Source organism: Chamaesiphon sp. (genome assembly GCF_041737865.1).
GTDB lineage: Bacteria > Cyanobacteriota > Cyanobacteriia > Cyanobacteriales > Chamaesiphonaceae > Chamaesiphon.
Genome location: NZ_JBGSQZ010000083.1, coordinates 43893 through 66123, shown reverse-complemented (window position 1 = coordinate 66123; position 22231 = coordinate 43893). Strand labels below are relative to the sequence as shown.

At 44.9% G+C, this 22231-nt stretch carries 26 protein-coding genes, 1 tRNA gene and 1 pseudogene; 12 read left to right on the top strand and 16 right to left on the bottom strand.

The window, feature by feature from the left end; genetic code table 11:
• From ACEW9J_RS06020 to ACEW9J_RS06010, 3 genes and pseudogenes are all read left to right on the top strand, one after another.
• A partial coding sequence (locus ACEW9J_RS06020) for a transposase (protein WP_373544230.1) occupies window positions 1-279 on the top strand: 279 nt, incomplete at its 5' end.
• 321 nt (window positions 280-600) lie between these two features.
• Window positions 601-1068 carry a hypothetical protein gene (locus ACEW9J_RS06015; RefSeq protein ID WP_373544229.1) on the top strand — a complete coding sequence of 156 codons (468 nt, stop codon included), beginning with the start codon at window positions 601-603 and terminating at the stop codon, window positions 1066-1068.
• A gap of 40 nt (window positions 1069-1108) precedes the next feature.
• Window positions 1109-1279, top strand: a pseudogene (locus ACEW9J_RS06010) (winged helix-turn-helix domain-containing protein); the annotation flags it as partial.
• On the opposite strand, the gene ACEW9J_RS06005 reads toward ACEW9J_RS06010, so the two are convergent.
• Window positions 1255-1704, bottom strand: coding sequence for a YidH family protein (locus ACEW9J_RS06005; protein ID WP_373544228.1), 450 nt, complete (start codon window positions 1702-1704; stop codon window positions 1255-1257). The pseudogene ACEW9J_RS06010 and the gene ACEW9J_RS06005 overlap by 25 nt on opposite strands.
• 177 nt (window positions 1705-1881) lie before the next feature.
• The gene (locus ACEW9J_RS06000) at window positions 1882-2070 is read right to left on the bottom strand and encodes a DUF4351 domain-containing protein (protein ID WP_373544227.1); all 189 of its coding nucleotides are present in this window, start codon (window positions 2068-2070) and stop codon (window positions 1882-1884) included.
• A gap of 412 nt (window positions 2071-2482) precedes the next feature.
• Here ACEW9J_RS06000 and ACEW9J_RS05995 point away from each other — a divergent pair, with 412 nt between their 5' ends.
• Together ACEW9J_RS05995 and ACEW9J_RS05990 are read left to right on the top strand one after the other, a co-directional pair.
• Entirely contained in the window at window positions 2483-2824 is a 342-nt protein-coding gene (locus ACEW9J_RS05995; protein WP_373544226.1) for a hypothetical protein, read from the top strand.
• Window positions 2825-3187: 363 nt separating this feature from the next.
• Window positions 3188-3580 (top strand): phosphatase PAP2 family protein, encoded by a 393-nt coding sequence (locus tag ACEW9J_RS05990; RefSeq protein ID WP_373544225.1) that lies wholly within the window; start codon window positions 3188-3190, stop codon window positions 3578-3580.
• On the opposite strand, the gene cydB is transcribed toward ACEW9J_RS05990, so the two are convergent.
• Together cydB and ACEW9J_RS05980 are read right to left on the bottom strand one after the other, a co-directional pair.
• Window positions 3577-4584 carry a cytochrome d ubiquinol oxidase subunit II gene (gene cydB / locus ACEW9J_RS05985; RefSeq protein WP_373544224.1) on the bottom strand — a complete coding sequence of 336 codons (1008 nt, stop codon included), beginning with the start codon at window positions 4582-4584 and terminating at the stop codon, window positions 3577-3579. The two genes, ACEW9J_RS05990 and cydB, sit on opposite strands and share 4 nt — an antisense overlap.
• Window positions 4585-4593: 9 nt before the next feature.
• Window positions 4594-6036, bottom strand: coding sequence for a cytochrome ubiquinol oxidase subunit I (locus ACEW9J_RS05980; RefSeq protein WP_373544223.1), 1443 nt, complete (start codon window positions 6034-6036; stop codon window positions 4594-4596).
• Window positions 6037-6646: 610 nt separating this feature from the next.
• Between ACEW9J_RS05980 and ACEW9J_RS05975 the strand changes: the two genes are divergently transcribed.
• On the top strand, window positions 6647-7036 hold the full coding sequence (locus tag ACEW9J_RS05975; protein ID WP_373544222.1) for a hypothetical protein: 390 nt from the start codon (window positions 6647-6649) through the stop codon (window positions 7034-7036).
• Between the two features lie 23 nt (window positions 7037-7059).
• On the top strand, window positions 7060-7461 hold the full coding sequence (gene queF, locus ACEW9J_RS05970; protein WP_373544221.1) for a preQ(1) synthase: 402 nt from the start codon (window positions 7060-7062) through the stop codon (window positions 7459-7461).
• A 112-nt stretch (window positions 7462-7573) separates the two neighbouring features.
• Here the strand turns inward: queF and ACEW9J_RS05965 are convergent, their stop codons facing one another.
• From ACEW9J_RS05965 to bioF, 4 genes are all read right to left on the bottom strand, one after another.
• Window positions 7574-8020 carry a hypothetical protein gene (locus ACEW9J_RS05965; RefSeq protein WP_373544220.1) on the bottom strand — a complete coding sequence of 149 codons (447 nt, stop codon included), beginning with the start codon at window positions 8018-8020 and terminating at the stop codon, window positions 7574-7576.
• 81 nt (window positions 8021-8101) lie between these two features.
• Window positions 8102-8875 carry a hydroxyacylglutathione hydrolase gene (gloB, locus tag ACEW9J_RS05960; protein ID WP_373544219.1) on the bottom strand — a complete coding sequence of 258 codons (774 nt, stop codon included), beginning with the start codon at window positions 8873-8875 and terminating at the stop codon, window positions 8102-8104.
• 506 nt (window positions 8876-9381) lie between these two features.
• Window positions 9382-11283, bottom strand: coding sequence for a chromosome segregation ATPase (locus ACEW9J_RS05955; protein ID WP_373544218.1), 1902 nt, complete (start codon window positions 11281-11283; stop codon window positions 9382-9384).
• Between the two features lie 277 nt (window positions 11284-11560).
• On the bottom strand, window positions 11561-12787 hold the full coding sequence (gene bioF / locus ACEW9J_RS05950; protein WP_373544217.1) for an 8-amino-7-oxononanoate synthase: 1227 nt from the start codon (window positions 12785-12787) through the stop codon (window positions 11561-11563).
• 15 nt (window positions 12788-12802) lie between these two features.
• On the opposite strand from bioF, the gene psb28 reads away from it, so the two are divergent.
• Genes psb28 through ACEW9J_RS05935 form a run of 3 tightly spaced genes read left to right on the top strand, consistent with a single transcriptional unit; the run spans window position 12803 to window position 14177 of the window.
• Window positions 12803-13141, top strand: coding sequence for a photosystem II reaction center protein Psb28 (gene psb28 / locus ACEW9J_RS05945; protein WP_373544216.1), 339 nt, complete (start codon window positions 12803-12805; stop codon window positions 13139-13141).
• Between the two features lie 11 nt (window positions 13142-13152).
• Entirely contained in the window at window positions 13153-13665 is a 513-nt protein-coding gene (locus ACEW9J_RS05940) for a molybdenum cofactor biosynthesis protein B (protein WP_373544215.1), read from the top strand.
• Entirely contained in the window at window positions 13662-14177 is a 516-nt protein-coding gene (locus ACEW9J_RS05935) for a hypothetical protein (protein ID WP_373544214.1), read from the top strand. Before ACEW9J_RS05940 ends, ACEW9J_RS05935 begins: the two co-directional genes overlap by 4 nt.
• Window positions 14178-14203: 26 nt before the next feature.
• Here ACEW9J_RS05935 and ACEW9J_RS05930 read toward each other — a convergent pair whose 3' ends face one another.
• The 4 genes from ACEW9J_RS05930 to ACEW9J_RS05915 form a co-directional block, all read right to left on the bottom strand.
• Entirely contained in the window at window positions 14204-15529 is a 1326-nt protein-coding gene (locus tag ACEW9J_RS05930) for an AMP-binding protein (protein WP_373544213.1), read from the bottom strand.
• 268 nt (window positions 15530-15797) lie between these two features.
• A complete protein-coding gene (locus ACEW9J_RS05925) occupies window positions 15798-16142 on the bottom strand; it encodes an NAD(P)H-quinone oxidoreductase subunit M (protein WP_373544212.1) in 345 nt (114 codons plus the stop codon).
• A gap of 123 nt (window positions 16143-16265) precedes the next feature.
• On the bottom strand, window positions 16266-16820 hold the full coding sequence (locus ACEW9J_RS05920; RefSeq protein ID WP_373544211.1) for a thermonuclease family protein: 555 nt from the start codon (window positions 16818-16820) through the stop codon (window positions 16266-16268).
• A gap of 40 nt (window positions 16821-16860) precedes the next feature.
• On the bottom strand, window positions 16861-17229 hold the full coding sequence (locus ACEW9J_RS05915; protein ID WP_373544210.1) for a 2Fe-2S iron-sulfur cluster-binding protein: 369 nt from the start codon (window positions 17227-17229) through the stop codon (window positions 16861-16863).
• Between the two features lie 119 nt (window positions 17230-17348).
• Here ACEW9J_RS05915 and ACEW9J_RS05910 point away from each other — a divergent pair.
• Window positions 17349-17433: transfer RNA gene (locus tag ACEW9J_RS05910), tRNA-Ser, on the top strand.
• A 93-nt stretch (window positions 17434-17526) separates the two neighbouring features.
• Here the strand turns inward: ACEW9J_RS05910 and ACEW9J_RS05905 are convergent.
• The 3 genes from ACEW9J_RS05905 to ACEW9J_RS05895 are packed head-to-tail and all read right to left on the bottom strand — an operon-like array spanning window position 17527 to window position 20821.
• Window positions 17527-18921: a TniQ family protein gene (locus ACEW9J_RS05905; protein ID WP_373544209.1), complete on the bottom strand. Its 1395-nt coding sequence runs from the start codon at window positions 18919-18921 to the stop codon at window positions 17527-17529.
• Entirely contained in the window at window positions 18918-20087 is a 1170-nt protein-coding gene (locus tag ACEW9J_RS05900) for an ATP-binding protein (RefSeq protein WP_373544208.1), read from the bottom strand. The genes ACEW9J_RS05905 and ACEW9J_RS05900 overlap by 4 nt, the downstream gene beginning before the upstream one ends.
• Before the next feature lie 2 nt (window positions 20088-20089).
• Window positions 20090-20821: a Mu transposase C-terminal domain-containing protein gene (locus ACEW9J_RS05895; RefSeq protein WP_373544207.1), complete on the bottom strand. Its 732-nt coding sequence runs from the start codon at window positions 20819-20821 to the stop codon at window positions 20090-20092.
• Window positions 20822-20929: 108 nt separating this feature from the next.
• On the opposite strand from ACEW9J_RS05895, the gene ACEW9J_RS05890 reads away from it, so the two are divergent.
• Window positions 20930-21136: a hypothetical protein gene (locus ACEW9J_RS05890; protein ID WP_373544206.1), complete on the top strand. Its 207-nt coding sequence runs from the start codon at window positions 20930-20932 to the stop codon at window positions 21134-21136.
• Between the two features lie 295 nt (window positions 21137-21431).
• Here the strand turns inward: ACEW9J_RS05890 and ACEW9J_RS05885 are convergent, their stop codons facing one another.
• Window positions 21432-22136 carry a helix-hairpin-helix domain-containing protein gene (locus tag ACEW9J_RS05885; protein WP_373544205.1) on the bottom strand — a complete coding sequence of 235 codons (705 nt, stop codon included), beginning with the start codon at window positions 22134-22136 and terminating at the stop codon, window positions 21432-21434.
• Window positions 22137-22231: the final 95 nt, after the last annotated feature.

The window sequence follows — 22231 nt, the reverse complement described above, 5'->3', positions numbered from 1 at the left end:
ATGGATAATCTCCTGATAAAACAGCAAGAAAAATCTGACAAGATCGTCCGCCTGGAAGGTTTGATTAAAAGCAATTCAGATCCCAGAGAACTAAAAAGAGCCTTGGCCGTGAAAATGTCGCTCGAAGGATATTCCGATCGCATAATAGCACACTTATTAGGTGTAAGTACAAGCTTTGTTAGGGACTGGAAAAGAGCTTTTAAGGTCGGAGGAATAGCAGGAATTAAACTAGGAGACCAAGGCGCGATCGGTAGTCAATCAATCCAAGTCACCAGATAATCTAGAAGTTACTTGCATCCTATTTGCGCCAAATGCTCCTCAACAAAATCCGGTTGAAGATATTTGGCTATAAGCGAAGAACTTTTTGATAAAATACTGATATTTATGTAAGTCTTTTTGGGCTGTTAAAAAGCTATTTGAGTTATTTTATGACTCTTCAAAATTTAATTTCCCCAAGATTCACCAGTATCATTTTTCTCAGTAAATCAAATAGGATTGCTATATATCTATATGCTCAACATCTAACGTCTAACACCTAATACCCAATACCTAATACCTAATTCCTAATCCCTAACACCTAAAGCCTAAAGCCTAATCCCGATGAACCTAGAACAACAAGTACAAGCATTAATTGATGGTGCGCCAGATGTTGAGAGCCGAATGAGTGTAAGGGCGATCGCGCCAATCTTGCAGCAACTAGCGGCAACTTTACCCCAGACTACCTATTATATCTGTCAAAGTCCGCAGGGTGAATCTGTAATTACAACCCTCAGGCACCATCGCCAACCCAATCTAGAAATCAAAGTCATTTACGCATTTATCCGAACTGAAGATATTAGTATATTTGACAATGGTTCGCTAGCTAGTCAATTAGCCGTCGAAGTGCCCGTAATTCAGTTATTATTTTACTTGCTGGCTATTCCAGAGATCGATCGAATTGTATTTCTCAATAACTCTCAAAATCTAGACATCGGCAAAGAGATCTCTCGCCAAAGCTTGGAAGATTCAATCGCCCAGAAGCTAAAGAAAGAAGCTCCCAAAACTCACTTGCCGCCGGATGTTTGTTGATTTAAATCGAAATAAAGGGGCACTCTATGAGAATACTGCTAGTCGATCGGCATTACTCGACAGGTTATGGGAATTTGATAAAATATCTGGAGAACAAACCATCAAAACTCATCTCACAAACCTCAGGCGCAAGCTAAAAAAAGCTGGCTATCAACGGGATATCGTTGAAACAATCTATGGAGTCGGTTATCGCCTTAGCTGTCTCAACTGAGGTTGTACAGGTTTAGGAGTAACCGATTTCGGCACTCTAGTGCGCCATAAAACTAGGGGAATACTTAGCGATCCCAAAATCATCACAACCACCGCCACAACCCAAATTAACATCGGGCTTGGGCGATAATTACCGCGCTCGATCTGTCGCAGTACTTGACTATACCGCCATGCCGCGATCGCAATCGTCACAATGCCAACTACCACCAAGCCAATTCCCAAATTCTCCGAGTTAAAAATCAGATCTGTTGGATATTCTTGTTGAGTTAACGCGAGATGAATCTGGCGGAGGAATAAACCGAAGCGGGAAATCGCAAACCCAAAACCAATCAGCGCGATCGAAGTTCGGAGCCATGCTAGAAAAGTGCGCTCATTCGCTTGATGTTCTCGTTGACGATCGATTTTTGGTTGGGGATCTTGAGTCATTTGAGTACCATCAACTTGCTTTTAGAAATGTATGGTGAGCAGTGCCCACCAGCAACCCTTTAAGGAGCAATAACTTTGGCTTGTTCTCTCGATCGTTCCCATAGTTGCTCTCTAATATAGATCGGGTATATCTTAACTCGAGCGTCACTGACATGCTCCGCGATCGAGAATTTTAATCTATCCTTGCGCTCGATCGACATCCAAGCAAGCCACCAAATCGCTCATCTGACTAAAATCTAATAATGCTTCACCCAAATCCTCTAATTGTATCAAAGGTAAAGCTTTAATTTGTGCTTCTAGATCGATCGACACATTCCCCAACCGTCGCTTTAATTGACGAAGGATTAAAGCCTGAGCCTCATTCACTTTCCTTTGGCAAATTCAGCGACGCGCGCTCGTCGGGTTCCCCGACGGTTTAGCGCGTCAAGACATCATAAGGAAATCGAGTCATAGGAATAGTTATAACAACATCTCGATCGCAATTTGTAATATTATACAATAAGCCTGACAGCGGCGATCGAATGAATATTAATAATTGTTCGATCGAATGCCGTCCTATTAGGATTGCCAATGCCCATCAATTAAAATCGATACGGTGCAGCAATTTTAACTTATTTTATCAATTTTGAAATACTCGATCGCTAATATAGCGATCCTGAATCAGATCCCTAGAATCGGATATTGGTGCGTTACGGCTTGCGCCTAACACACCCTACGTCAACTTAATTTTGAAATACTCGATCTCTACTCTCGATCGGTTATTTTAGAGGTGATAGTTATGTTCGATCGATTGCGCTGGCAATTATTACTTGCTTATCTGGGCGTGTTTACCACAATCTTGGGAGTATTTGCGATCGCAGTGCGGTTTGTATTTGGCTATAGTCTCCGGCAAAGTTTGAGTAAAGAATTAGTAATCTTAGCTAAAGTTGCGGCTACTCGTGTCGAACTTCAAAGTGGGCGATCGAGCGTCGGTGATAAATTTACAGGTAGCAATCTAGCTTTATCCGATCGACAATTTGAATGGTTCGATCGACAGCAAAAATTAGTCGATAAAGTTGGTAAACTTAATGTAGATTTGCCATTGAATCTTAGCTCAATAATTCAGTTCAATAAAGATTGAGGACGCAAGCCAGAAGAGACAATATCCGCAACCGTGCCAATCTGAGAAAGTACGCCAACAAATAAAGCGATCTTATTAAGGTAATCTCCAATGCACTATTTTCGCGACAATCGCCATAATTTAATTAATAGCCTGCGAAAGCAAGGGGTATTCCTAATTGGGTATCTAGTAATTCTGGGTATTGTTGCTTGGCTGTGTACTGAAGTGTGGGAAAAGAAGTATTTAGTTTCGATCGATCTTTTTTATTGTGGATTCATCAATTTACTAACCCACAACTCGTTGGCGTAGCCTACCGGAGGTAATCGCATTTTTCTATTTTTTACAGCTCTTGGCGATCCGCCAACTGTAGTCACAATTTTTATCATGACGATCGTTTGGCTGGTAATGAAGCGGCGATATTCGGACGGAATTAGATTTACGATCGTCTGTGTGGGTGGAGTGTTAATCGATCGAGTAATGAAGTTATTTTTTGCCAAACCTCGCCCTGAATTATGGCACCGATTAATTACCAAAACTTCCTTCTCTTTTCCTAGCGGTCATGCAGTTGGTTCGATGGTTGTATATGGTTTTATTGCTTATATATTAGCTAAAGAAATGCAGCAGCATAAATATATTGTTTATGCTGCTGCAAGTTTATTAATTATCGCGATCGGTTTGACTCGCTTGTATTTAGGAGTCCACTATCCCACAAATATTATTGTTGGATATGGGATCGGATTTCTCTGGTTAGTTACTTGTTTGAAAGTAAGGTTTTAGTAATTCTCAGTTACGACTTTACCTCGGAATACCAGATAGTTATAGATGTTGTAGAACAACATAATCGGAATCAGTACCCCTACAAAAGTCAGCATAAATACCAAGGCACTAGGCGAAGCTGCGGCTTGATAAATAGTGATTTGGGTCGGAATAACGTAAGGAAATACAATTAGTCCTAAACCGATAAAACTAAGTAAGAAAATTAGCAGCGTCCAGACAAATGGGGTGCGCTCTTCTTCGCGATCGATGCTTGTCAACAGCAACCAAATTAATAACACACCTAGTAATGGAATCGCCGCAAATACATATACCTGTGGTGCCGCAAACAGCCGTGTCCGCGTTGCCTCATAAACTATGGGAGTAACGATCGTAATCAAAACTGCCCCGATAAATGTCGTAATCGCTGCAATTTTGGCAGTGCGAAAGTGAGTTTTTTGTAGCTCTCCTTCAGTCTTCAAAATTAAGTAGGTAGAACCGATCAATACATAGCCTTGAATCAGGGTGAGGGCGACTAAGAGCGATCGCCAGTCGAGCCAATCCCAGGTAGAACCAGTAAAATGACCAGCAGCATCGACTGTAATCCCTTCAATCACACTACCCAGCGCAAAACCTTGCCCCAAAGCAGCGATGAAACTACCGATTCCAAAGGCATAGTTCCAAAAGAGTTTATTAGTAGAATGCTCCCGAAATTCAAATGCTACTGCCCGAAAAATTAGCCCAAAGATCATGATAAAAATGGGCATATATAGAGCAGTTAGAATTGTGCCATATGCCAGGGGAAATGCCCCAAATAAGGCTCCAGCCATGACGACTAGCCAAGTTTCATTGGCATCCCAAATATTTCCTAAACTAGTCATCAAAATACTGCGGCGTTCTTCATCAGAGCTAGTCAGAGAGAGAATTCCCACCCCCAGATCGAACCCATCGAGGATCACATACAGAAACAGAAACAAACCCAAAATCACAAACCAAACTTCTGGTAGAAAATGTAATAACGCGTCCATGAAATCTCCCTACTGTTGTGCTTCTACTGGTCGTCGATCTGGGATTGATTCTGCTGGTTCTGTATTGATGACAAATTGACCGTCCGTGCCTGGTAATGGTAGCTCAAAATTCGGCCCTTCGCCGATGATGCGACTGGCAAAATATAACGTCGTGAACAACAAAATTGAGTAGACCGTAGTAAAGAGAATTATCGTCGTCAGGACATTGGTAGCTGGCAGATTGGATACCCCATCTGCCGTGCGGATTTTGCCATATAGTACCCAAGGTTGTCGTCCGACGCAACGCACGATCCAGCCAGACTCGATCGCAATATAGCCCAAGGGTGCAACCAACATCCAAGCTCGTAGCAACCACTTCTGCGCTCCAATCTCTGCGGGTGCAAGTTTGCCCCGATACCACTGCCAGACACTCCAGAGCATCACTCCTGTGAGCACGAAACCAATCCCAATCATCACCCGAAAGGAGTAGTAAATCAGTCCCACCATCTTGGGTCGATCGTTTCTCGCCCATTCATTTAGTCCTGGTACGGGGATGGTGAGATTCTTCCGAAATTCTAGGATATAACCCAAGCCATTTGGCACGGTGAGTTCCCAGGAGTTCCGGTTGTGAGCTTCGTCAGGGATTGCCAATAAGCTCCAGTCAGCAGGCTTACCAGCGGGACTACTTTCCCACTTAGATTCCATTGCTGCTAGTTTCGTCGGCTGATACTGAGCGACTTGCTCGGCACTGAGATGCCCCAGATAGATTTGGAGTGGTGCTACCGCAATTACTGTCGCGATCGCAATCTTCAAAGATTGACTAAAAAAGGCTTGATGCCGTCCTTTGAGAATATACCAAGCACTGATCCCACCAATGAGAAATAGTGATGTTTCGAGTGTTGCCAAGAACATGTGGGCAACACTTTTGACCATGAAGGGATTGAGAATTGCTTGAAAGTAATCACTAACTACAAACTTGCCCTTGACCATATCGCCGCCAGCGGGCGTTTGCATCCACGAGTTTGCCGATACAATCCAGAAGATCGACAGGTTGGCACCAAAAGCCACCATGATGGTAGCGAAGTAGTGAATGATGGGCGATACTCGTCCCCAACCAAACATCATGATCCCCAAGAATCCAGCTTCGAGCATAAACGCCATCGAAGCTTCAAAACCTAAAACACTCCCAAAAAAGTCCCCGACAGCTTCGGAAAAAGGCCCCCAGTTGGTGCCAAACTGAAACTCTAGTGGCAACCCTGTCGCGACCCCAATCCCGAAATTCAAGAGAAACAGCCTCGACCAAAACCGGATGTGATAGTAGTAATCAGGAAGGCGCGTTTTCAACCACAGCCCTTCGAGCACTACCAGATAGATGGACATCCCTGTTGTAAGAACAGGCCACAGCATGTGGAAAAGAGCTGTTAAAGCAAACTGCATTCGCGTGAGGGCAACGGTATTTGATAAAATATCCATGTCTGTCCTGCTAATTGGTTTGAATTTTCATCTGACCTATTCCAATCATAAACAGTTTCTCTAGTGAAAAGCTCGATCGATCTGTCATAAACATGCACATCTGTACCCATTCGTCAACCGTGGCAGCCGTCTTTTGGTGAGGTTGGTGAATTTGCAGAAGTCACTACGATCTTGTGGCGTAACATCGCCACCCTAAGCCGATCCTTCTTGCCAGAGTCCCTGATGCTCAGACCTGGTTTATCCGCATTGGAGATCGGGCGGTCGATTTTAAGGTGGTTCTGTGACGATTGAAGCGTTGTCTTTGTCTTGGTCTGATGGAAACTAAAAAAAACGGTCTAAACCCCGTCGGACTCTCCACTGCGGGGATTTAGTTCGAGAAATGCACCAAAAATATGACATTTCAGGTAGGCATCGATCGCATTAAGGTTTGTAGCATTACAAGAATAAAATTGAGATTTATAGTAAGAAAATAAAATCCCGATCGTGGGTAATACTAGAATTGAGTTGAGATCGCATTTCCAGCTAAATTATAGTAACTCATTGGCGCATCTTGCCTGAGAGCGTCGTACAATTTAGAGTTAGACCCAGACACAATTACTAGGTGTTCGCTATGGAAGAATGGCAAAACGAAATCGCTGCCGTGTTGAAAGATGTAACTGAGCTGTTTGATGGATTTGGTCGCGAACTCACAGAACTAGTAGAAGAAGTTGCCACCGGAGCGACAGAAATTTTTAATCTCCAATGGGATGAACTGACGGAAGTGTTGGCAGAAATCTGGCAAGAATTAGAATCAGACTTTGAAGCACCGACACCCTTTAACTGGGACATTCCCCTCTCAACCTACCCGACACCAGATCCGGCAATCAATCCAGCTTGTGTGGGTTGTCTCAATTACAATGGTTCCGTCTATGGTGGCAACTTGCTAGTTTGTGGGATGCACCCTTATGGCTGTAATAGCGATACCTGCACCGATTGGGAAGGCGAGAACGATCTAAACTAGGAAGATAACCAATCACTAATGACATGAGCCAGGACAACATAGCCGCAAATCCGATCGAGATGAAGTATGGAGAACGGGAAATCATCAACGGCGAACTGATTACTTTTCCCAACCCTCGGATGGGACGACGTTACAATGTGGAGATTAGTTTGCCAGAGTTTACTTGTAAATGTCCCTTTTCTGGCTATCCCGACTTCGCCACGATTGGGATTATCTACGTACCAGACCAAAAGGTAGTAGAACTCAAGGCATTGAAACTATATATCAATAGTTTCCGCGATCGATATATCTCCCATGAAGAAGTTACCAATCAAATCTTAGATGATTTTATAGCGATCGCTGACCCCCATCAGATTACTGTCAGAGCTGATTTTTCACCACGCGGAAATGTCCACATGATTGTAGAAGTCAAGCATGAGAAGTAGGTTTTAGGTTTTAGGTTTTAGGGGTTTGGACGGTGCCTAGTATCTGTATTGTGGGCACGATTGCTCCGATCGATCCTCGACTCATTTTACCCAACTTAGTTGGATAAAATTACTACTTTTCAGGTGCTTTGCAATATTGAGTTAGTCCCGTGGCGAGATCGCGTTCGGGACTAAAAATATTGCGAGATTTTCGTAAACTTTCGTGTACCTTGGTGGACTTGCGCTCTTTGATACTGGCGACGAGTTGCTTGTTGATTTCAGTCGCACCTTGATACATCGTCAAAAATTGACTTTGATAAGTCTTGAGCTTTTCGTCACTGACGTTGACCGAACTGAGATCCTTTGCGGCTTTATCAAAAATACCGACGAGTTTTTCGATCGTTGGTACATCCCCCTTAGTGCCAGATTCAGTAGTAGTTTTGGTATCGATCACTGTTTGATTGACTACTTCGATCATACTGGCACACTGAGATAACTTGTCACTAGTACAGCTTACTGTCAAAAAACTAGCTGCGATCGCTATCCCCACAATCCCAACCTGCTGTACTCTAAGTTTCATTGACGCTACCTCTCAACATTCACCAAATGCACCTAATTTTAGCTGATAACTGGTACAGTTAACTGTTAAGTAACAATTGACCTAAAATTGGTCTTTGCGCCCACGAATCCGCGCAAAGGTTTCGATCGGATCGTGACTGGCGACACTGGCTTGCAGTGCCGCGTTATCCCATCGCAGAAAGGGATTAGTCCGCTTTTCCACCCCCAGATCGGTAGGGACGGTAGGGATGAGCCGATCGCGTGCGGCGGTGACATCAACTAGTCGCTGTTGGAGTTCTTGATTTTCAGGATCGACGGTGACGGCAAATTTGAGATTGCTCAAGGTATACTCATGGGCGCACCAGATCCGCGTATCATCTGGTAACTGGCGTAACTTGGTCATTGAGCCGACCATTTGGGCTGGAGTCCCTTCAAATAATCGACCACAGCCCCCAGCAAAAATGGTATCCCCGCAAAATAATTCACCTGGGACATTGCTCTCAACTGGGGGGAAATAATAAGCAATGTGGGCGCGAGTATGTCCGGGGATAAAAAATACCTCACCAATGCGATCGCCAAATTCCACGCGATCGCCATCGACTAAGTATACTTGTTGTCCGGGTATTCGTCCTCGATCTTCTGCGCCACCATACACGCGTACGTCGGGAAATGCAGCGATTAATCCTTTGTTGCCACCAACGTGATCGCCGTGATGGTGAGTATTAAAGATAGCGACTAACTGGACTTGGTGACGGGCTAATTCGGCGAGTACTGGTGCAGTCTCAGCCGGATCGACCACTGCGGCAATTTGGCGATCGAGGTCGAGGATCAGAAAGATATAATTATCTGATAAGACAGGGATGCGAATGATTTCCATAGTCAAAATTCAATAGATCTGAATATCTTTATTATCGAACTTCTCTATGGCTGTGGGGGAGTAGATCGATCGTGCTGGTGGGCGATTTCATTTGCCAATTGTCTCATTGCTGACGTTCTAATTAACTTCACTTCGGGTTAAGTCTCATGCCTACATAGCTGGTGACAGGCTAATCGGTAGACGAAGAGAACTTGCGAGTTGCGAGTATTTCTAGTGGGGGCAGAACCCGGATCTGGGGGTTCCGACCCCCAGACCCCCCGTTGAGGAGCGATTCGCGCTCCTCTGCTGTGCCGAGGGTTTAGCGAATCAAGACAGCGGAACGCCGCCCCTCAAACTCCCCTGCGTATGGATGGCTAGTGTGTCGCGGGGTGCGGCATTCGCTCCATTTTAGATTTTAGTTGGGAGTTACTCGATCTGGCAAAAGGGTAGAGGATTAAGAGGAAAAGGATCGTCCTTTACCCATCCACCATCCACCATTCACCATTCACCATCCACCAAATAACACTCTAATTCGGCAGCCCATTATTATCTGGGTTGATTTGAGGCGGTTCGGTGGGAGGATTGAGCTGTTGTTGCCATTGCTCAATAAAGACTTGGGCAGAACTGTAGGCTGAGGTAGTATCGGGGATGACTTTGGCGATCGCGATCGCGCGACGAAGATTGCTGGTGGCGGTACTTTGGGCGACTTCTAGCATTTGCCCGCTCCAGTTGTCCATTGCCAGTCGAGCTTGACCGCGCAGGGCGGAACTTCTGGGGACGCGGGCGGCGGCTTGAATGGCTCCTAGTAGTGATTCGGGGGTACCACTTTCCGCCAATTTTTGGGCGGCGGCGAGGTTATTTGCGGCTTGAAGTTGGGCTTGCCAATCGCGCACCCGCTCTTGGCTTTGAGCCGACATTGCCCGCCCTGCTCCAATTCTTTGCGCCATAGTTACCGCCGCAGTGAGATCGCCACTACTAGCCATGCTTTCGGCTCGTTCGAGGATTGGGCTATCTTCCGCGCGCTGGATATCGGCTGTCCATTGTTGGATCTTCTGTTGCGCTTGGGGATAGAGAGCGCGTCCTGGGCGAATTTGGCTCAACTGAGCGATCGCATTTTGGACTCCTTCGACGGTACTGCTGGCGGCTAGACTATCTGCTGTCCGCAGGAAGGGCGTATCTTGAACTGTTTCAATCCGCTTGCGCCACTCGGTGACGATTTGAGCTGCTTCTTTACCGCGCGGATTGCTGGTAGGGATGCGTTGAGCCTCAACGATCGCGGTTTGGAGATCTTTGATGTTGCCAGTTGCCGCGACGCTCTGGGCGCGTTGGAGCGTTGCTAGATCCTGAATTTCGAGTTGCCATCCATCTAGAGATTGTTGGGATCTCGCGTGCATGGAGCTATCAGTTTGGATACTTTGCACCAGCGAGATCGCCGTTTCTAATTCCGCAATAGTGCCATTGACTGCGTGAGACTGCGCTTGCGCCAAACTTATCAGATCTTGCCGTTCGGTTTTAATTTCTGAGGTTTCGGGGGTTTTGGTGGCGATTTCGATCGCACCTTGCCAGTCTTTGCCATCGAGTTTGACTTTAGCTAGTTTGAGCATCTCGATCGCTGCTTTACCGATCGTTGTTTGGGCTTCAGTATGTGCAAAACTTTTAGCATCGATTTTACTGGCTATTTCGATCGCTTTAAGTAGTGTTTTTACTGAAGTATTTTTAATTAATTGACGTGCTTCATCTAGTTTGGCATTGTCAGCCTTAGCAATTTGGACTAAATCGGCTAATTCTTGATATTTAGTTGTTGCCCAGTAGCGATTATTTAAGCGGGTTAATTTGACTGCTACTGCATAAGCATTTACCCATTTCGAGCTATTTAATAAATCCCGAGTTTGACGATCGAGTGTGACACCTTTGTTCCAAGTTTCTTGCCATTGTCCCAGTCGCTTGGCGACAATTTTGTAGGCGGGAATAGTACTTGGGACATTTTTGGCAGCTTTGACTGCTTCATCATATTTACCATCTTGATAGCTTGCTTCTGCCAATCTGAGAATTGCGAGCGACCATCGCTGCATATTACTATCGACATATCCTCGCGTGGGATCGTCGGGGGCGACATCTTTGACGAGATTGAGCGCGGCGACTAAATCCGGCAAGGTTTGCTTGCTTGCGGCTAATTGTCCACAATAAACTCGCAAGGATGCTGAGGACATCGGTACGAATATTGCTGGGCAATTTGGCACTGCATTTGGATTGAGGATTAATCCCAATGCTAGATAAACTAGTCCACCAGAAATACCTAAGGTGATAATTGCCCAGAACACCCAACTTCGGATGAAAGACAGTCGCAACCACTGGGGCATCTGGTTCACTAATTGTTTAGTGACTTGGTTTGCCTGTTCAAAATCAAAGCGGGAGTTTGGTTTTGCCAAAACTTAAAATTAGAGGGTAGGGGAATTAGGCTTTAGGCTTTAGGCTTTAGGCTTTAGGCTTAGGGGGTAAAGAGTAGAGGGTAGAGGGTAGAGGGTAGTTTTAGGAAGCTCATTAGTTAAAAGCACCTTAATGCTGGACAGCGATCGAGTTGTCGATCCTAGCCAATCTCGAGCTAATTTTTCAGGATGTCTAATGAAAACTACTCAAAAAATCGGGCGTAGTGATGTAACTAGCATCGTGACTTGGATTTCGATCTCTAACCGATTCATTGACATTTTAGCTTACTTTGGTTTTGGCAAAGGTTAAGCCGATCGCGGTGGTTAATTGCTCTAATTGTAACTGTTGATGTGTTGCCATTAGTGAGAGTCTAATTCTACTTGTGGGTACTGTCGGCGGACGGATGGCTGGGGCAAAGATGCCTAATTGGTTGAGTTTACCTGCTAGATGTATTGCTGTCTGAGGATCTGGTAGTTCGATACAGACGATCGGCGACTCGGAGGGAATTAGGTGCAGATCTGGCAGCCGTTGGGCGATCGATTGTTTGAAATATGTGATGTTTTGCCATAGTTGTTGCCGGAGTTGGGGCGTGGTGCTAATTATCTCGATCGCTGCCATCGCCGCTGCGGTATCGGCGGGGGATAGTCCAGTGGTATAAATCCAGCTCGCACAACGGTTTTTGAGAAAGTCGATCGCACTCGCACTTCCTGCGACATAGCCGCCCAAACTACCAATTGCTTTACTTAAAGTACCCATTTCAATTAATGGTTGTCCCACAAGATCGTAATGTTCGACGATACCCGCTCCAGTTTTGCCAAAAATACCTGTGGCATGAGCTTCGTCTACCAGTAGCATGGCATGATGGGCGATCGATAGCTCCAGAACATCTGGTAGTGGACAAAGATCGCCATCCATACTAAACACAGTATCAGTAATAATTAGGCAGCGACGGTAATTAGCTCGATGTAACTGCAACTGCTGACGGAGATCGTCTACATCGCAGTGACCGTATTCGATCGTTTTTGCCCCACTCAATAGTGCCCCATTTTTGAGACTAGAGTGGTTTAATCGATCGCTCAAGATCAGGTCTTTCTTGCCCACTAGAGCCGCGATCGTCCCCAAATTTGCCAGATATCCCGAACTAAACACTAAGGCAGCTTCAGTGCCCTTTAAACTCGCGATCGCGGATTCGAGATCTTGATGGAGTTGCTTGTGTCCGCTCGTCAACCGCGAACCTGTTGCCCCCGTGCCAAATTGCTGAGTCGCCGCCATCGCCGCCCGAATTACGCGCTCGTCACCTGCTAAACCGAGGTAGTCATTACTCCCAAAGTTGAGTAGTACCCGATCGGCGATTGTCACCTCAGTACCAGGTAGACTAGCGATCGCTTGGGGAGATCGATACCAATTTGCCTGTTTAATCGTCGCTAACGATCGATCGATCCAAGCATAGGGATTTAATTGATTCAATTTTGGAACTCTCGATCGACTAATATATGAAAATAACATTATCCCAGCTTATTCATGGTAGAGATCCAGTTTTCCAGAGGTATCACCGAACCTGTTGTGCCTGATGTTCGGCTTACCAAATCTCGCGTCGGCGAACAGGGTAAAGCAACATTTTATTTCGACCATCCAGCGATCCTGGGTAATGAGGTCAACGAAGACGTGACAGGCATGTACATGCTTGATGAAGAAGGCGAGATTACTACTCGTGAAGTCAAAGCAAAATTTGTCAATGGCAAACCCGCAGCATTGGAAGCAATCTATATCATGAACTCCACCGCCGAGTGGGATCGATTCATGCGGTTTATGGAACGCTACTCAGCCGCAAATGGGCTAGGATTTGACAAAGCTGAATAATTAATTAGCTCATGCTCGATCGCTCATCCCCACCCCATCCAGATCCGCTCCAAATTTCAATCAACTGTGCGGCGATCACTGTCAGTGACACCCGCACACCCAGCACAGATCTCAGTGGTGAATTAGTCAAGCAACTACTACGCTCTGCTGGGCATAAAATTGGTAGATATCAGATTATCCCAGACGAGCCAACCCAGATTTTGGCTGAACTAAATATGGCGATCGACAGCCAGCCAATTATTAGTGCGATCGTCTTCAATGGCGGTACGGGTATATCCCCCCGCGATACCACCCATGAGGCGATTGCTAGTGTCCTCACCAAAACTTTACCTGGATTTGGTGAAATTTTTAGGTGGCTTAGTTACCAGGAAATTGGATCGCGGGCGATCGCTTCACGGGCGATTGCGGGTACCTATCACCACTTACTCGTCTTTTCGCTCCCTGGCTCGCGCGGCGCAGTTCAGTTAGGTATGGAAAAACTCGTTCTCCCCGAACTCGTCCATCTCGTCACTCAATTAAGATGAAATCTTCAGACAGCGATAAAAGTAATTCTCCAAACTGGATTGCAGCAGGATTTATCTGTTTATTAATTGGGGGTACTATTGCTGCGAAAACTTTGTTACTAATCGATACCGATTTAGAGATTAAAACTAAATTTAGAGGACAAAGCTGGCAAGTAAATCTACAGTCGAGCCGCAAATACATGACTGAAATCGATAAAGTTATCGAGCGGGAATTTAGCCCAATTGGGGTACTACTCCGCAAACAATCTACTCAACTACTGGCGCAGACTAACGATTTATTAGCTGTCCGCAGAGATTGGTGTCTGCCCACACCAGAAATTTCAACCATTTTAGCCCAGGCAAAACAATTGAACCCGCTCGAATCCGATCGTTACACCCCCAGCAAAACAGATCGACTCAAGCAACCAGCACACCGCCACAGCCCAAATCAAACTACACTAACTCCTCATCCACTAGTCAATTCAGATCGAGCCGTTAGCGATTGGTGCTTTGCTACAGGTACAAAAAAGTAAATTTATCGACTTGGATTTAACAAAATTTAGATTTCAAATTTTCGATCTTTAATAAGTTCTAACAGTTCCTGAAGCGAGATCTTTCCCACAGAGTTACGCGGGATGCGATCGACAGAAATCCACTGTTTAGGAACTTTATATTTACTAATCTTACTGCCGATCGCCTGTGCTAAGATCGCTCCTGAAACTAGAGGATCGTTTGGGACATATATCGCCGTCACTACCTGTCCCCAATAGCGATCGGGCAACCCCAGCACCCAGACATCGACAACTAATCCAGTCCCCATAATTAGATCGATAACCTCGATCGGAAAGACATTTTCGCCACCTGTAATAATCTTGGCACTACTTCGACCTAAAATAGTTAAATAGCTAGATTCAAGCCCCACAGCGGCTACACGATCGAATGTACCTAGATCGTCAGGATCGAAATAAGTTGGTGCATCTACATTGGGAAAATAACCCAACATTAATGATTTAGCCCTAATTCGGATCGAGCTTGCTTGACTGTCATCCGATCGAATTAATTCAATCTCTGCATGGGGTAAAACTCTGCCGCAACTGTTATTTCCAGCTAAAAATTCTGCGGGTTTCAAACTTGTGACTTGCGATGCAGTTTCGGTCATTCCATAGGTTAAAGCTAATGGTAACTTGGCAATCCTCGCTCTAGTCAACAGCTCTAGACTTGGCGGGGCACCACCGAGTAAAATTGTGTGGAATTGTGTCAACCAATTTGGATCTAAATCTAATAGTTTCGATAATTGAGTGGGTACGAGCGAGATAAAATAATGCTGGAGATCGATGCGATCGATAAATGTCTTCGGAGCATTACAAAACTGATTAAAATCGACGATAAATAACTTACCATCAGTTAAAAGCGATCGCCACAACTGCATCAAACCACTCACATGATAGAGCGGTAATATACAGAGGGCATTAATTTCACCTACTTCATAAAATTCCTGGAATCCCCACACCGATGCGCTCAGAGTTTCCCAGCTATGGATCGCAAATTTGATTTCTCCAGACGATCCTCCCGTCGGAATAGCGATCTGATGGTGATGCTGACGATTTACCTGTGCGGTTAATTTGGCGACTCGATCCCACTCCGCTGTACCCCAGTGTGGATTGCCTAAAAAGATCGGTATCCCCAAACGGCACCCAGCCATCAAACTGGTGATGAATTCGATCGGATCGAGTGTCGCGATCGCGATAAAATTGGGCTGAGATTGGCTAAACTGGCCTAATTTCTGTGTAGCTAGATCGATTGCTACATTACAATCGATCCCCACCAACCATCCCGCCTGTAGCCGTTGATTGAATAAATCATAAATCAATTCACCATTCACCATTCACCATCCACTCACTACCCCAGATATCTAGCTTGGGTTCGTTCCATGGTCGGGTTTCCCGACCGGACGAACTCCGCAATTTGACACTGGGAAGGAACTAGCTTTTTTCCTTAATCTAGCGATCTCGATCGCACCAGCATCGCTAACTTGCAAAAAATTACCCTCAACTACGTACTTACACGATTGTAGAAGAGGGAATAGGAGATATAAAGTTGAGTAAACGAGATATAGAAATGTTGAAAAAGCGATAGCACAGTAGACAACTGAACTAATCAGTGTTTTTACTGACTACTTGGGGTAAACCCATGCTGTAATTTAACACTCTACTGTCGAGATTATAACCGATCTCACCGTTTTGGAGCAGCGATCGGACAAAATGTTCGAGATCCGAGCCGATCCGACGTAAGTTATACTCAGTCAGATCCGCACCACTAGAGGCTTCCACTAATTCATCAAATTGCCCATAAACCTTCCGCAGTGCATCTTCAGTCCAGACGAGTTCGTTGTCAGGATCGATATCTAATGTCAGAGCTTGTTCGCTGGGGATCAGCTCATTGTTCTCGATCTGAGCTGTATAAATATGAACATGACGAGTTGTAGATTTTAGTAGCATATCTGAAAGTAGCGATTAAGGACAGAATTAGTAAGTTTTGCTGAATGTATCTATCTTAAACTTTTTTACTCCTGATTCGGTTTTTAAGCCCCGATCGTTTTTACCGTGTCAACTGTTTACCATTCACCTTTCTTCTTTCCGAAACTCAGATGGACTCATCCGCATCGGATGTTCGGGATTCCAGATCCCTTCGCCCATGAGTCGTGCGTATTGACTCCCACGGATAAAACGATCGCGATACTTAACACCACTAATATTAGTACCAGTTGGAGTTCTCATACTTGCCAAAACATACCCATCTTTGAGTAATTGCTCGTTGAGTAACCGCCCATCTTTCCACAGATAGACAAACTTGCGTCCGTATTTGTCTGTGGCTGTATCATCAAATTCGATGCTGACACTGCCTTTAGTTGGGATGTCTATTAGTTCCTCCAGTCGTTGTTTTGCTTGCTTTCCCCAGGGTTCTTGAGCGGGATCTGGCGCATCGATCCCAATCAATCTTCCTTGTTGAATGATTGGAGGTTGTTGGGAGTTGTCGATCCACTCTACAGATTGTCCACTAGTAACGCGACTAATTTGTACCGTTGGATATTTTGGTGGCGATGCTTGACAGCCAGCCAATAGAACCAATCCAAGTATTAGCAACCATTCACCAGATCCCAATCTACAACTCTTCATTCATCTCAACCATGTCTTAAAAAATTAACTCTCAACTAATTTAGTCCTCATCTAGGTGAAGTCTATGCTTAACCTTGCCTTTACCGAAGTATTGTCCGAACTGAAGTTCGTAGACTTCATCCTCATCTTGAGTCTCAACTTCTAGATCGGAGCAAGCATAGCTGACACAGAGCAGTGCATAACCTTGGCTTTGTAATGCGGGCGACAATCCCATCGCCTCTGGTTGAACTAAGTCTCCAGATATCACTCGCACAGCACAAGCAGTACAGGCACCATTGCGACAGGAGAATGGGAGTTCCAAGCCTCGCTCTTCGGCACTGCGGAGGATGTATCGATCGCTAGGAACGGCGATCTGGTGATGTGTGTCAGTCTTGCGATTATAAATTTTAATGTGATAATTGCGAGTCATGCTTCATAACTAGTGGCTGGTGTTGTGAATCTTTCCAGGTACTCTCCATTATCAGTTGACAGTTACTAAAAGTCTAGGGTATGCTAGTTAAGCGGCAAAATTCGCACAAAGTTTGTGTTGGAGAAGTGGCCGAGTGGTCGATGGCGCAGCACTGGAAATGCTGTGTAGGGCAACTTACCGTGGGTTCGAATCCCACCTTCTCCGTAACTAGTAGATAAGCTCCAGACTCATTGTTGTGACTTTACCCATAACCCTGCCATTACGGCGGGGTTATGGTTTAAATATGGGATGGCAAGGTTATGGTTTATTTAATGAGGCAGTAGATCTAAGATCGGTTCTGGCTAATTGCAGAGCAGATCTAACTTCCTCATACCTAAGAAGTGCGGGTTTATCCATTAGCGCGACAACACGACCTTCACTCGGATATTGACCTTCGGCATAAAGTTGAACCACAATTTCTCGTACCTGTTGACAGCAGTAATTTACATTCTCTTGATGCGATTGTTGGCGGTAGTTTTTGTAGATAACGGCAATCGCAGAACACAGATCGGGAAAGTATTTATAAAGAACTCTACGATGGCATCCTAACCTACGCGCTACCTCAGACACGGAAATCGGTGGATGTTCTGATTGAGATAGCTCTCGTTCCAACCAGCAACGAGCAACTTTCAGATCGAACGATTCACCACGAACGACGCTTGACGCAAGATCCGCATTACCAGGAGAAGGCTGTCTTTTTGGTAATTGCCAGTTGTCTAAGTCTAAACTTTCACCAACTTCCCCAGTAAAAAAGTCAACTAGAGACAGTTTAAAATGAGCGCAGATATTCAGTGATGACTCTAGCAATGGCAAGACTTCACCACTATGCCAAAGCCATAGTGTATTTTTCGGAACCTTTAATCGACGAGCTAAAGCGGCAATATTACCTTCAGTAACTTCATTAGCAAGCATTGATAATTGCTGAGTGAGATTGGTAGCAGATAATTTTTCTCTAGAACTTGGGGTCAGTGTCAGTAACGCTCCCAGAGATTCAACCTTCCATAGCTCTAACTCTGTCACCCGAATGCTGGCATTGTTTTTGCTAGCAGTTTGACCCAGCCAAGTGTGACAACGCGAACAAAAGCCTAACTGAAATTCTCGACTGAGTGGCGGGTTTGAATGCTGACAATTTGAACACTTATCGATCAAAGGTGTTTGGTGAACGGGGCAGTATTTGACAACCTTCAACAACCATAACAGCGGTTCATATAAGCTATTGCCTCGTTCTTGCCACTCTTGGTAGCAAGCAGGACACCAAGCCCTAACAGATCTAAATAAATTGCGGCTTGGTATAACATCGCTAAAACTTAACATTGTCAACAAATTTAAGTCTTGGTGCATGGTGAGTCGTTCCAATGCCCAAACCAAATCTTGGCTGGTAGAGCCAACACCATTTACTGCACCCAAAAAGCGAGAAATACTAAGTAGATGAGTAGCACCACATTTCTTCTCGATCAGCCGAGAGATTTCGCGCTCTAGCAGCGTTCCAACGTTCATAGTATGGCTAGCTGCTAACCTAGCAATATAACTGGTCAAACTCTCGACCAATGGCGTACCAACCCCAATCGGAGCCAAGTGATTCAAATAGCTATGGTAGATCGTTGGTACCGATACCTGCCACGACTCATAGACTTCTAAGTTATCAACTCTCATGATGCCAACTGCCCGATTGCATCTCGCTTGGGCTTACGCTGTCCCACCTTCTGCTTTGAACCACCCGTAGATTTAGCTGACGGTGGCTCATCACTGCGATTGCTACCATCAGCATCTAAACCTAATGCCATCCGCAAACTCCGAATGTCAGATTCCTCTTCCGAAAGCTGCTTCTCACCTTCTACAATCTCTTTAAGCATTCCTCGACATTTAAACGCCGACCAAGCACGATTTTCCAGGTGTTTGAGGGTAACGGTATGTACGTCCTCATCCAAGGCATCTTTAAGTGCCTTGGTCAGCCAATCTTTAAGAGTACCGATACAACCTAACGATCGTTCGTAGCAATACTCCCAATTTCCCACCAAATCCGGCATCTCCAGCACAGACATTTGTCGCTGAAAACTCAATAGCGTACTTTGAAACGCCCTCACATCATCAGGATCGCTGGCATAATAACGGCGGAAGTGAATGTCGATACTCCGACGCATTAATTGACCGCTGAGATTGCGGAATGATAGCAATTCATAAGTGCCTAACAACCCATGAAGAACTCCTGTCACATTAGCAAGGGATTTAAGTGAATCCATCTGGTCTTGCAATTTCCGACCGCTAGCCAGTTTCCCTAAATGCTGGGCTTCGTCGATAAAGAAAATATCAGGCTTACGGTGGCGCAGGGCATTTTCTAAAGCTATTCGCAGATTCGCATTAACTGTTTTGGGTTGAATAATCAGCTCCCCCAAAAGATTGCGATAGATGCCCTGAGTGCCATAATCCACCTTATGGTTAATCGAAGGCTCGTTGAGTGCCATCAGCGACCGAACATAAAAATTCTTCCAGTCAAAATTTTTGGCATCAGCGGCAATCGCTTCGATTCCCGCCACAGGAATGCTTCCAGGTGCTAATACCGCTCTGACTAGAGCTGCTTCGGTTAATTTCTGTTCTAATCTCCGTCTGAGAGTAGTCTTGCCGACTCCACTTGCTCCATAAATAAATACGAACGAGGCTCCAGCAGGTTCGGCAATGGTACGCAACGACAGATCGCTAACTTCTTTAAGCCTTGGATGAGCGATAGTATGACTTTCAAAATAAGCGAGTCGTTGAGCGACACAAGCGTGTAGTAATGCTGGTGGAAACCCTGTATCTATTGCTGTGCTGATGATTGTCATGATTAAAATTCGTCATATATTTCTAACTCCACTGTTGAAGGGTTAGATGGTAATGTGATGTTTTCGTGTGTCTGCGCCGCATCCACTGCTTCAGATACAATCGGCGAAAGAGTTATCCCAGTTTCTATATTTGATGGGATGGCAGTTAAGCTATGCCTACTGGGGTTGTCGATTAACTTCAACGCTCCATGTGTTGCCAAATCTTTCATCCGTTGCTGTTGGATGCTCTCTTGACTTTCTGCGTCTGCCAAAAATGCCGCCAGCTTTTTAGCGGAGATCGCTGATTGTCCGCTGTGATTTTGTCGTTGTTTGCGAAGTTCTTCAGTGGCGATCTTTAGTTCTTTCTCGGAGCAGTTTTGAAAGGTAGTGTAATACTGAGATTCACATTTAACCCACTGATTCTTGACATAGGCATACGCTGTCCCAATATCGAACGGGTCGTAACGAACGGGTACTAATGTTTGCTCGACATCTGGATTTCGGAAGCTGTTCGACCAGTAGTAGATATAGTTAATCTTGACACCCTGACCAGATTGGACTTTGGCTTTACCGCTGGTGGTGGTTGGTAAGGTCAGGATTTTAAAGTTCTCATCGTAGGCAATCAGGCGATGGTTGCGATTGCCACCTGAGAACAGTCCAGATTCAAAGCTATCTCTAGGACTTTGACCTAATGTTGGATGAAGAGTGGTGTCGTAAATCTCGTCAGCCCAGAGGGTTAGATACTCCGACAGCAACTCTAAAGTCCAAACAGCATGACGCTTGGGATTGACCGATCTACTATAGATGCTGATTCAGTGAATAAGAAAATGATATTAAACAAATATTTATTGTAAACTACTAGCTTGAGAGAGCGAGAAAGGGATGGGAACACCAAAGAGCCAACCCGAAGGGATTGTCTCTTTACCAACACGCTAAAACTGGACTCCCTGACCGAACTAACAGTTTTTACTAGCTCTCGTGTCGCTCGATCGATCGGGATGCCAATTTTCCCTAGCGCGGTGAGTCAAGGGGTTGGCGGCGGCTTAGTACCGATCGAAGATTTTTGGTAGTGATACAGAATTTGTAGCGTAAATCTGAAATCTAGGGATAACGTTATCATTAGGTCTTTACGAAAATTTTAGCGTGTTTCTGCCTTCTCTTGACTAACATTTACGGCAAGCTTATGATAGTTTTTAGAACACACGGCACACTTATGATTCCTCAAGGTATCTTGCTATGTTTCCCACTTTTACCAGTTTATAAGGGTTTCATCTTTTAGAGATGGCAAGCTTATGATTCCAAATCGGCAAAATTATGGTTTAAGTCACATTGTAGGCTGGGGCTTTTTTACATTCTAAGGGAGGTCTAAATCAGGTGTTTGTAGACACCCAGTGGCAATCCGGTTCGCCGTTTGACTTCAACTAAAGAGCGGTAGGCACCATGCAATTGACGCTCGTGACAGATGAGTGTGGCACTATCTCGATCGAGTCCTAATTCCATCAGTGCTGACATGGGCAGCACATTCAACCGTTGCCAATCGATCGGATCGGCAGACTTTTCATAATAGTTAAAAGTAATCATTGGCTCGATCGTCTGGCATAATTTCTCAGGGACATCTGCAAGTTCGGTTAGTTCTTCTAGATGAATAAACATATGCCCTTCAGCTTTAATTAGTTCGATATTATTAGAGTAGGCGATCGGCAGTCCTAATATATATACCAGATCGTCTTTAGAGCATTTATTAATATCGACTTGACCTCTGATGCTAGCGATTAGTTGCGCTGTCGATCGCTCGGTCGGTAAAATTGTCCCTCTAGGCGCACTTTTAATCAAATAAGAATTTTTAATATTCATCGCGATCGCAAATTGAATCGGCACAGCTAGATATACCAACCAAAACTGACCGCCAAGTGCAGCTAATATCGCGAACGCACTCATACTGCCACCAATTTGCAACCATTTTTTGGTTTTAGTTAGATAGCCAGCATAGGCGATCGTCAGGCTCCCAAAAATCGGTAAAAATGACCACCAGACCCATTTAGGAATTTGTCTCAAAGCTGCACTAGACATAAATTCGATTACTATCTTAGGTAGTAAGCTGTTCCAATTTTGAATTATTAACTACGATTTGGAATTTGATTCCTCTATGCTGTCAAAAAATAGCT

What these genes read in the sequence shown, in the direction of transcription:
- gloB (WP_373544219.1), bottom strand. Translation starts at nt 8,875, where the DNA reads ATGGAAATCATTCGCATCCCTGTCTTATCAGATAATTATATCTTTCTG.
- ACEW9J_RS05975 (WP_373544222.1), top strand. Translation starts at nt 6,647, where the DNA reads ATGGAAGAATGGCAAAACGAAATCGCTGCCGTGTTGAAAGATGTAACT.
- ACEW9J_RS05905 (WP_373544209.1), bottom strand. Translation starts at nt 18,921, where the DNA reads ATGAGAGTTGATAACTTAGAAGTCTATGAGTCGTGGCAGGTATCGGTA.
- ACEW9J_RS06015 (WP_373544229.1), top strand. Translation starts at nt 601, where the DNA reads ATGAACCTAGAACAACAAGTACAAGCATTAATTGATGGTGCGCCAGAT.
- ACEW9J_RS05965 (WP_373544220.1), bottom strand. Translation starts at nt 8,020, where the DNA reads ATGAAACTTAGAGTACAGCAGGTTGGGATTGTGGGGATAGCGATCGCA.
- ACEW9J_RS05930 (WP_373544213.1), bottom strand. Translation starts at nt 15,529, where the DNA reads ATGGTGAATGGTGAATTGATTTATGATTTATTCAATCAACGGCTACAG.
- ACEW9J_RS05920 (WP_373544211.1), bottom strand. Translation starts at nt 16,820, where the DNA reads ATGAAGAGTTGTAGATTGGGATCTGGTGAATGGTTGCTAATACTTGGA.
- ACEW9J_RS05980 (WP_373544223.1), bottom strand. Translation starts at nt 6,036, where the DNA reads ATGGATATTTTATCAAATACCGTTGCCCTCACGCGAATGCAGTTTGCT.
- ACEW9J_RS05990 (WP_373544225.1), top strand. Translation starts at nt 3,188, where the DNA reads ATGACGATCGTTTGGCTGGTAATGAAGCGGCGATATTCGGACGGAATT.
- ACEW9J_RS06005 (WP_373544228.1), bottom strand. Translation starts at nt 1,704, where the DNA reads ATGACTCAAGATCCCCAACCAAAAATCGATCGTCAACGAGAACATCAA.
- ACEW9J_RS05935 (WP_373544214.1), top strand. Translation starts at nt 13,662, where the DNA reads ATGAAATCTTCAGACAGCGATAAAAGTAATTCTCCAAACTGGATTGCA.
- ACEW9J_RS05995 (WP_373544226.1), top strand. Translation starts at nt 2,483, where the DNA reads ATGTTCGATCGATTGCGCTGGCAATTATTACTTGCTTATCTGGGCGTG.
- ACEW9J_RS05940 (WP_373544215.1), top strand. Translation starts at nt 13,153, where the DNA reads ATGCTCGATCGCTCATCCCCACCCCATCCAGATCCGCTCCAAATTTCA.
- ACEW9J_RS05900 (WP_373544208.1), bottom strand. Translation starts at nt 20,087, where the DNA reads ATGACAATCATCAGCACAGCAATAGATACAGGGTTTCCACCAGCATTA.
- ACEW9J_RS05915 (WP_373544210.1), bottom strand. Translation starts at nt 17,229, where the DNA reads ATGACTCGCAATTATCACATTAAAATTTATAATCGCAAGACTGACACA.
- ACEW9J_RS05885 (WP_373544205.1), bottom strand. Translation starts at nt 22,136, where the DNA reads ATGTCTAGTGCAGCTTTGAGACAAATTCCTAAATGGGTCTGGTGGTCA.
- ACEW9J_RS05925 (WP_373544212.1), bottom strand. Translation starts at nt 16,142, where the DNA reads ATGCTACTAAAATCTACAACTCGTCATGTTCATATTTATACAGCTCAG.
- bioF (WP_373544217.1), bottom strand. Translation starts at nt 12,787, where the DNA reads ATGTTATTTTCATATATTAGTCGATCGAGAGTTCCAAAATTGAATCAA.
- cydB (WP_373544224.1), bottom strand. Translation starts at nt 4,584, where the DNA reads ATGGACGCGTTATTACATTTTCTACCAGAAGTTTGGTTTGTGATTTTG.
- psb28 (WP_373544216.1), top strand. Translation starts at nt 12,803, where the DNA reads ATGGTAGAGATCCAGTTTTCCAGAGGTATCACCGAACCTGTTGTGCCT.
- queF (WP_373544221.1), top strand. Translation starts at nt 7,060, where the DNA reads ATGAGCCAGGACAACATAGCCGCAAATCCGATCGAGATGAAGTATGGA.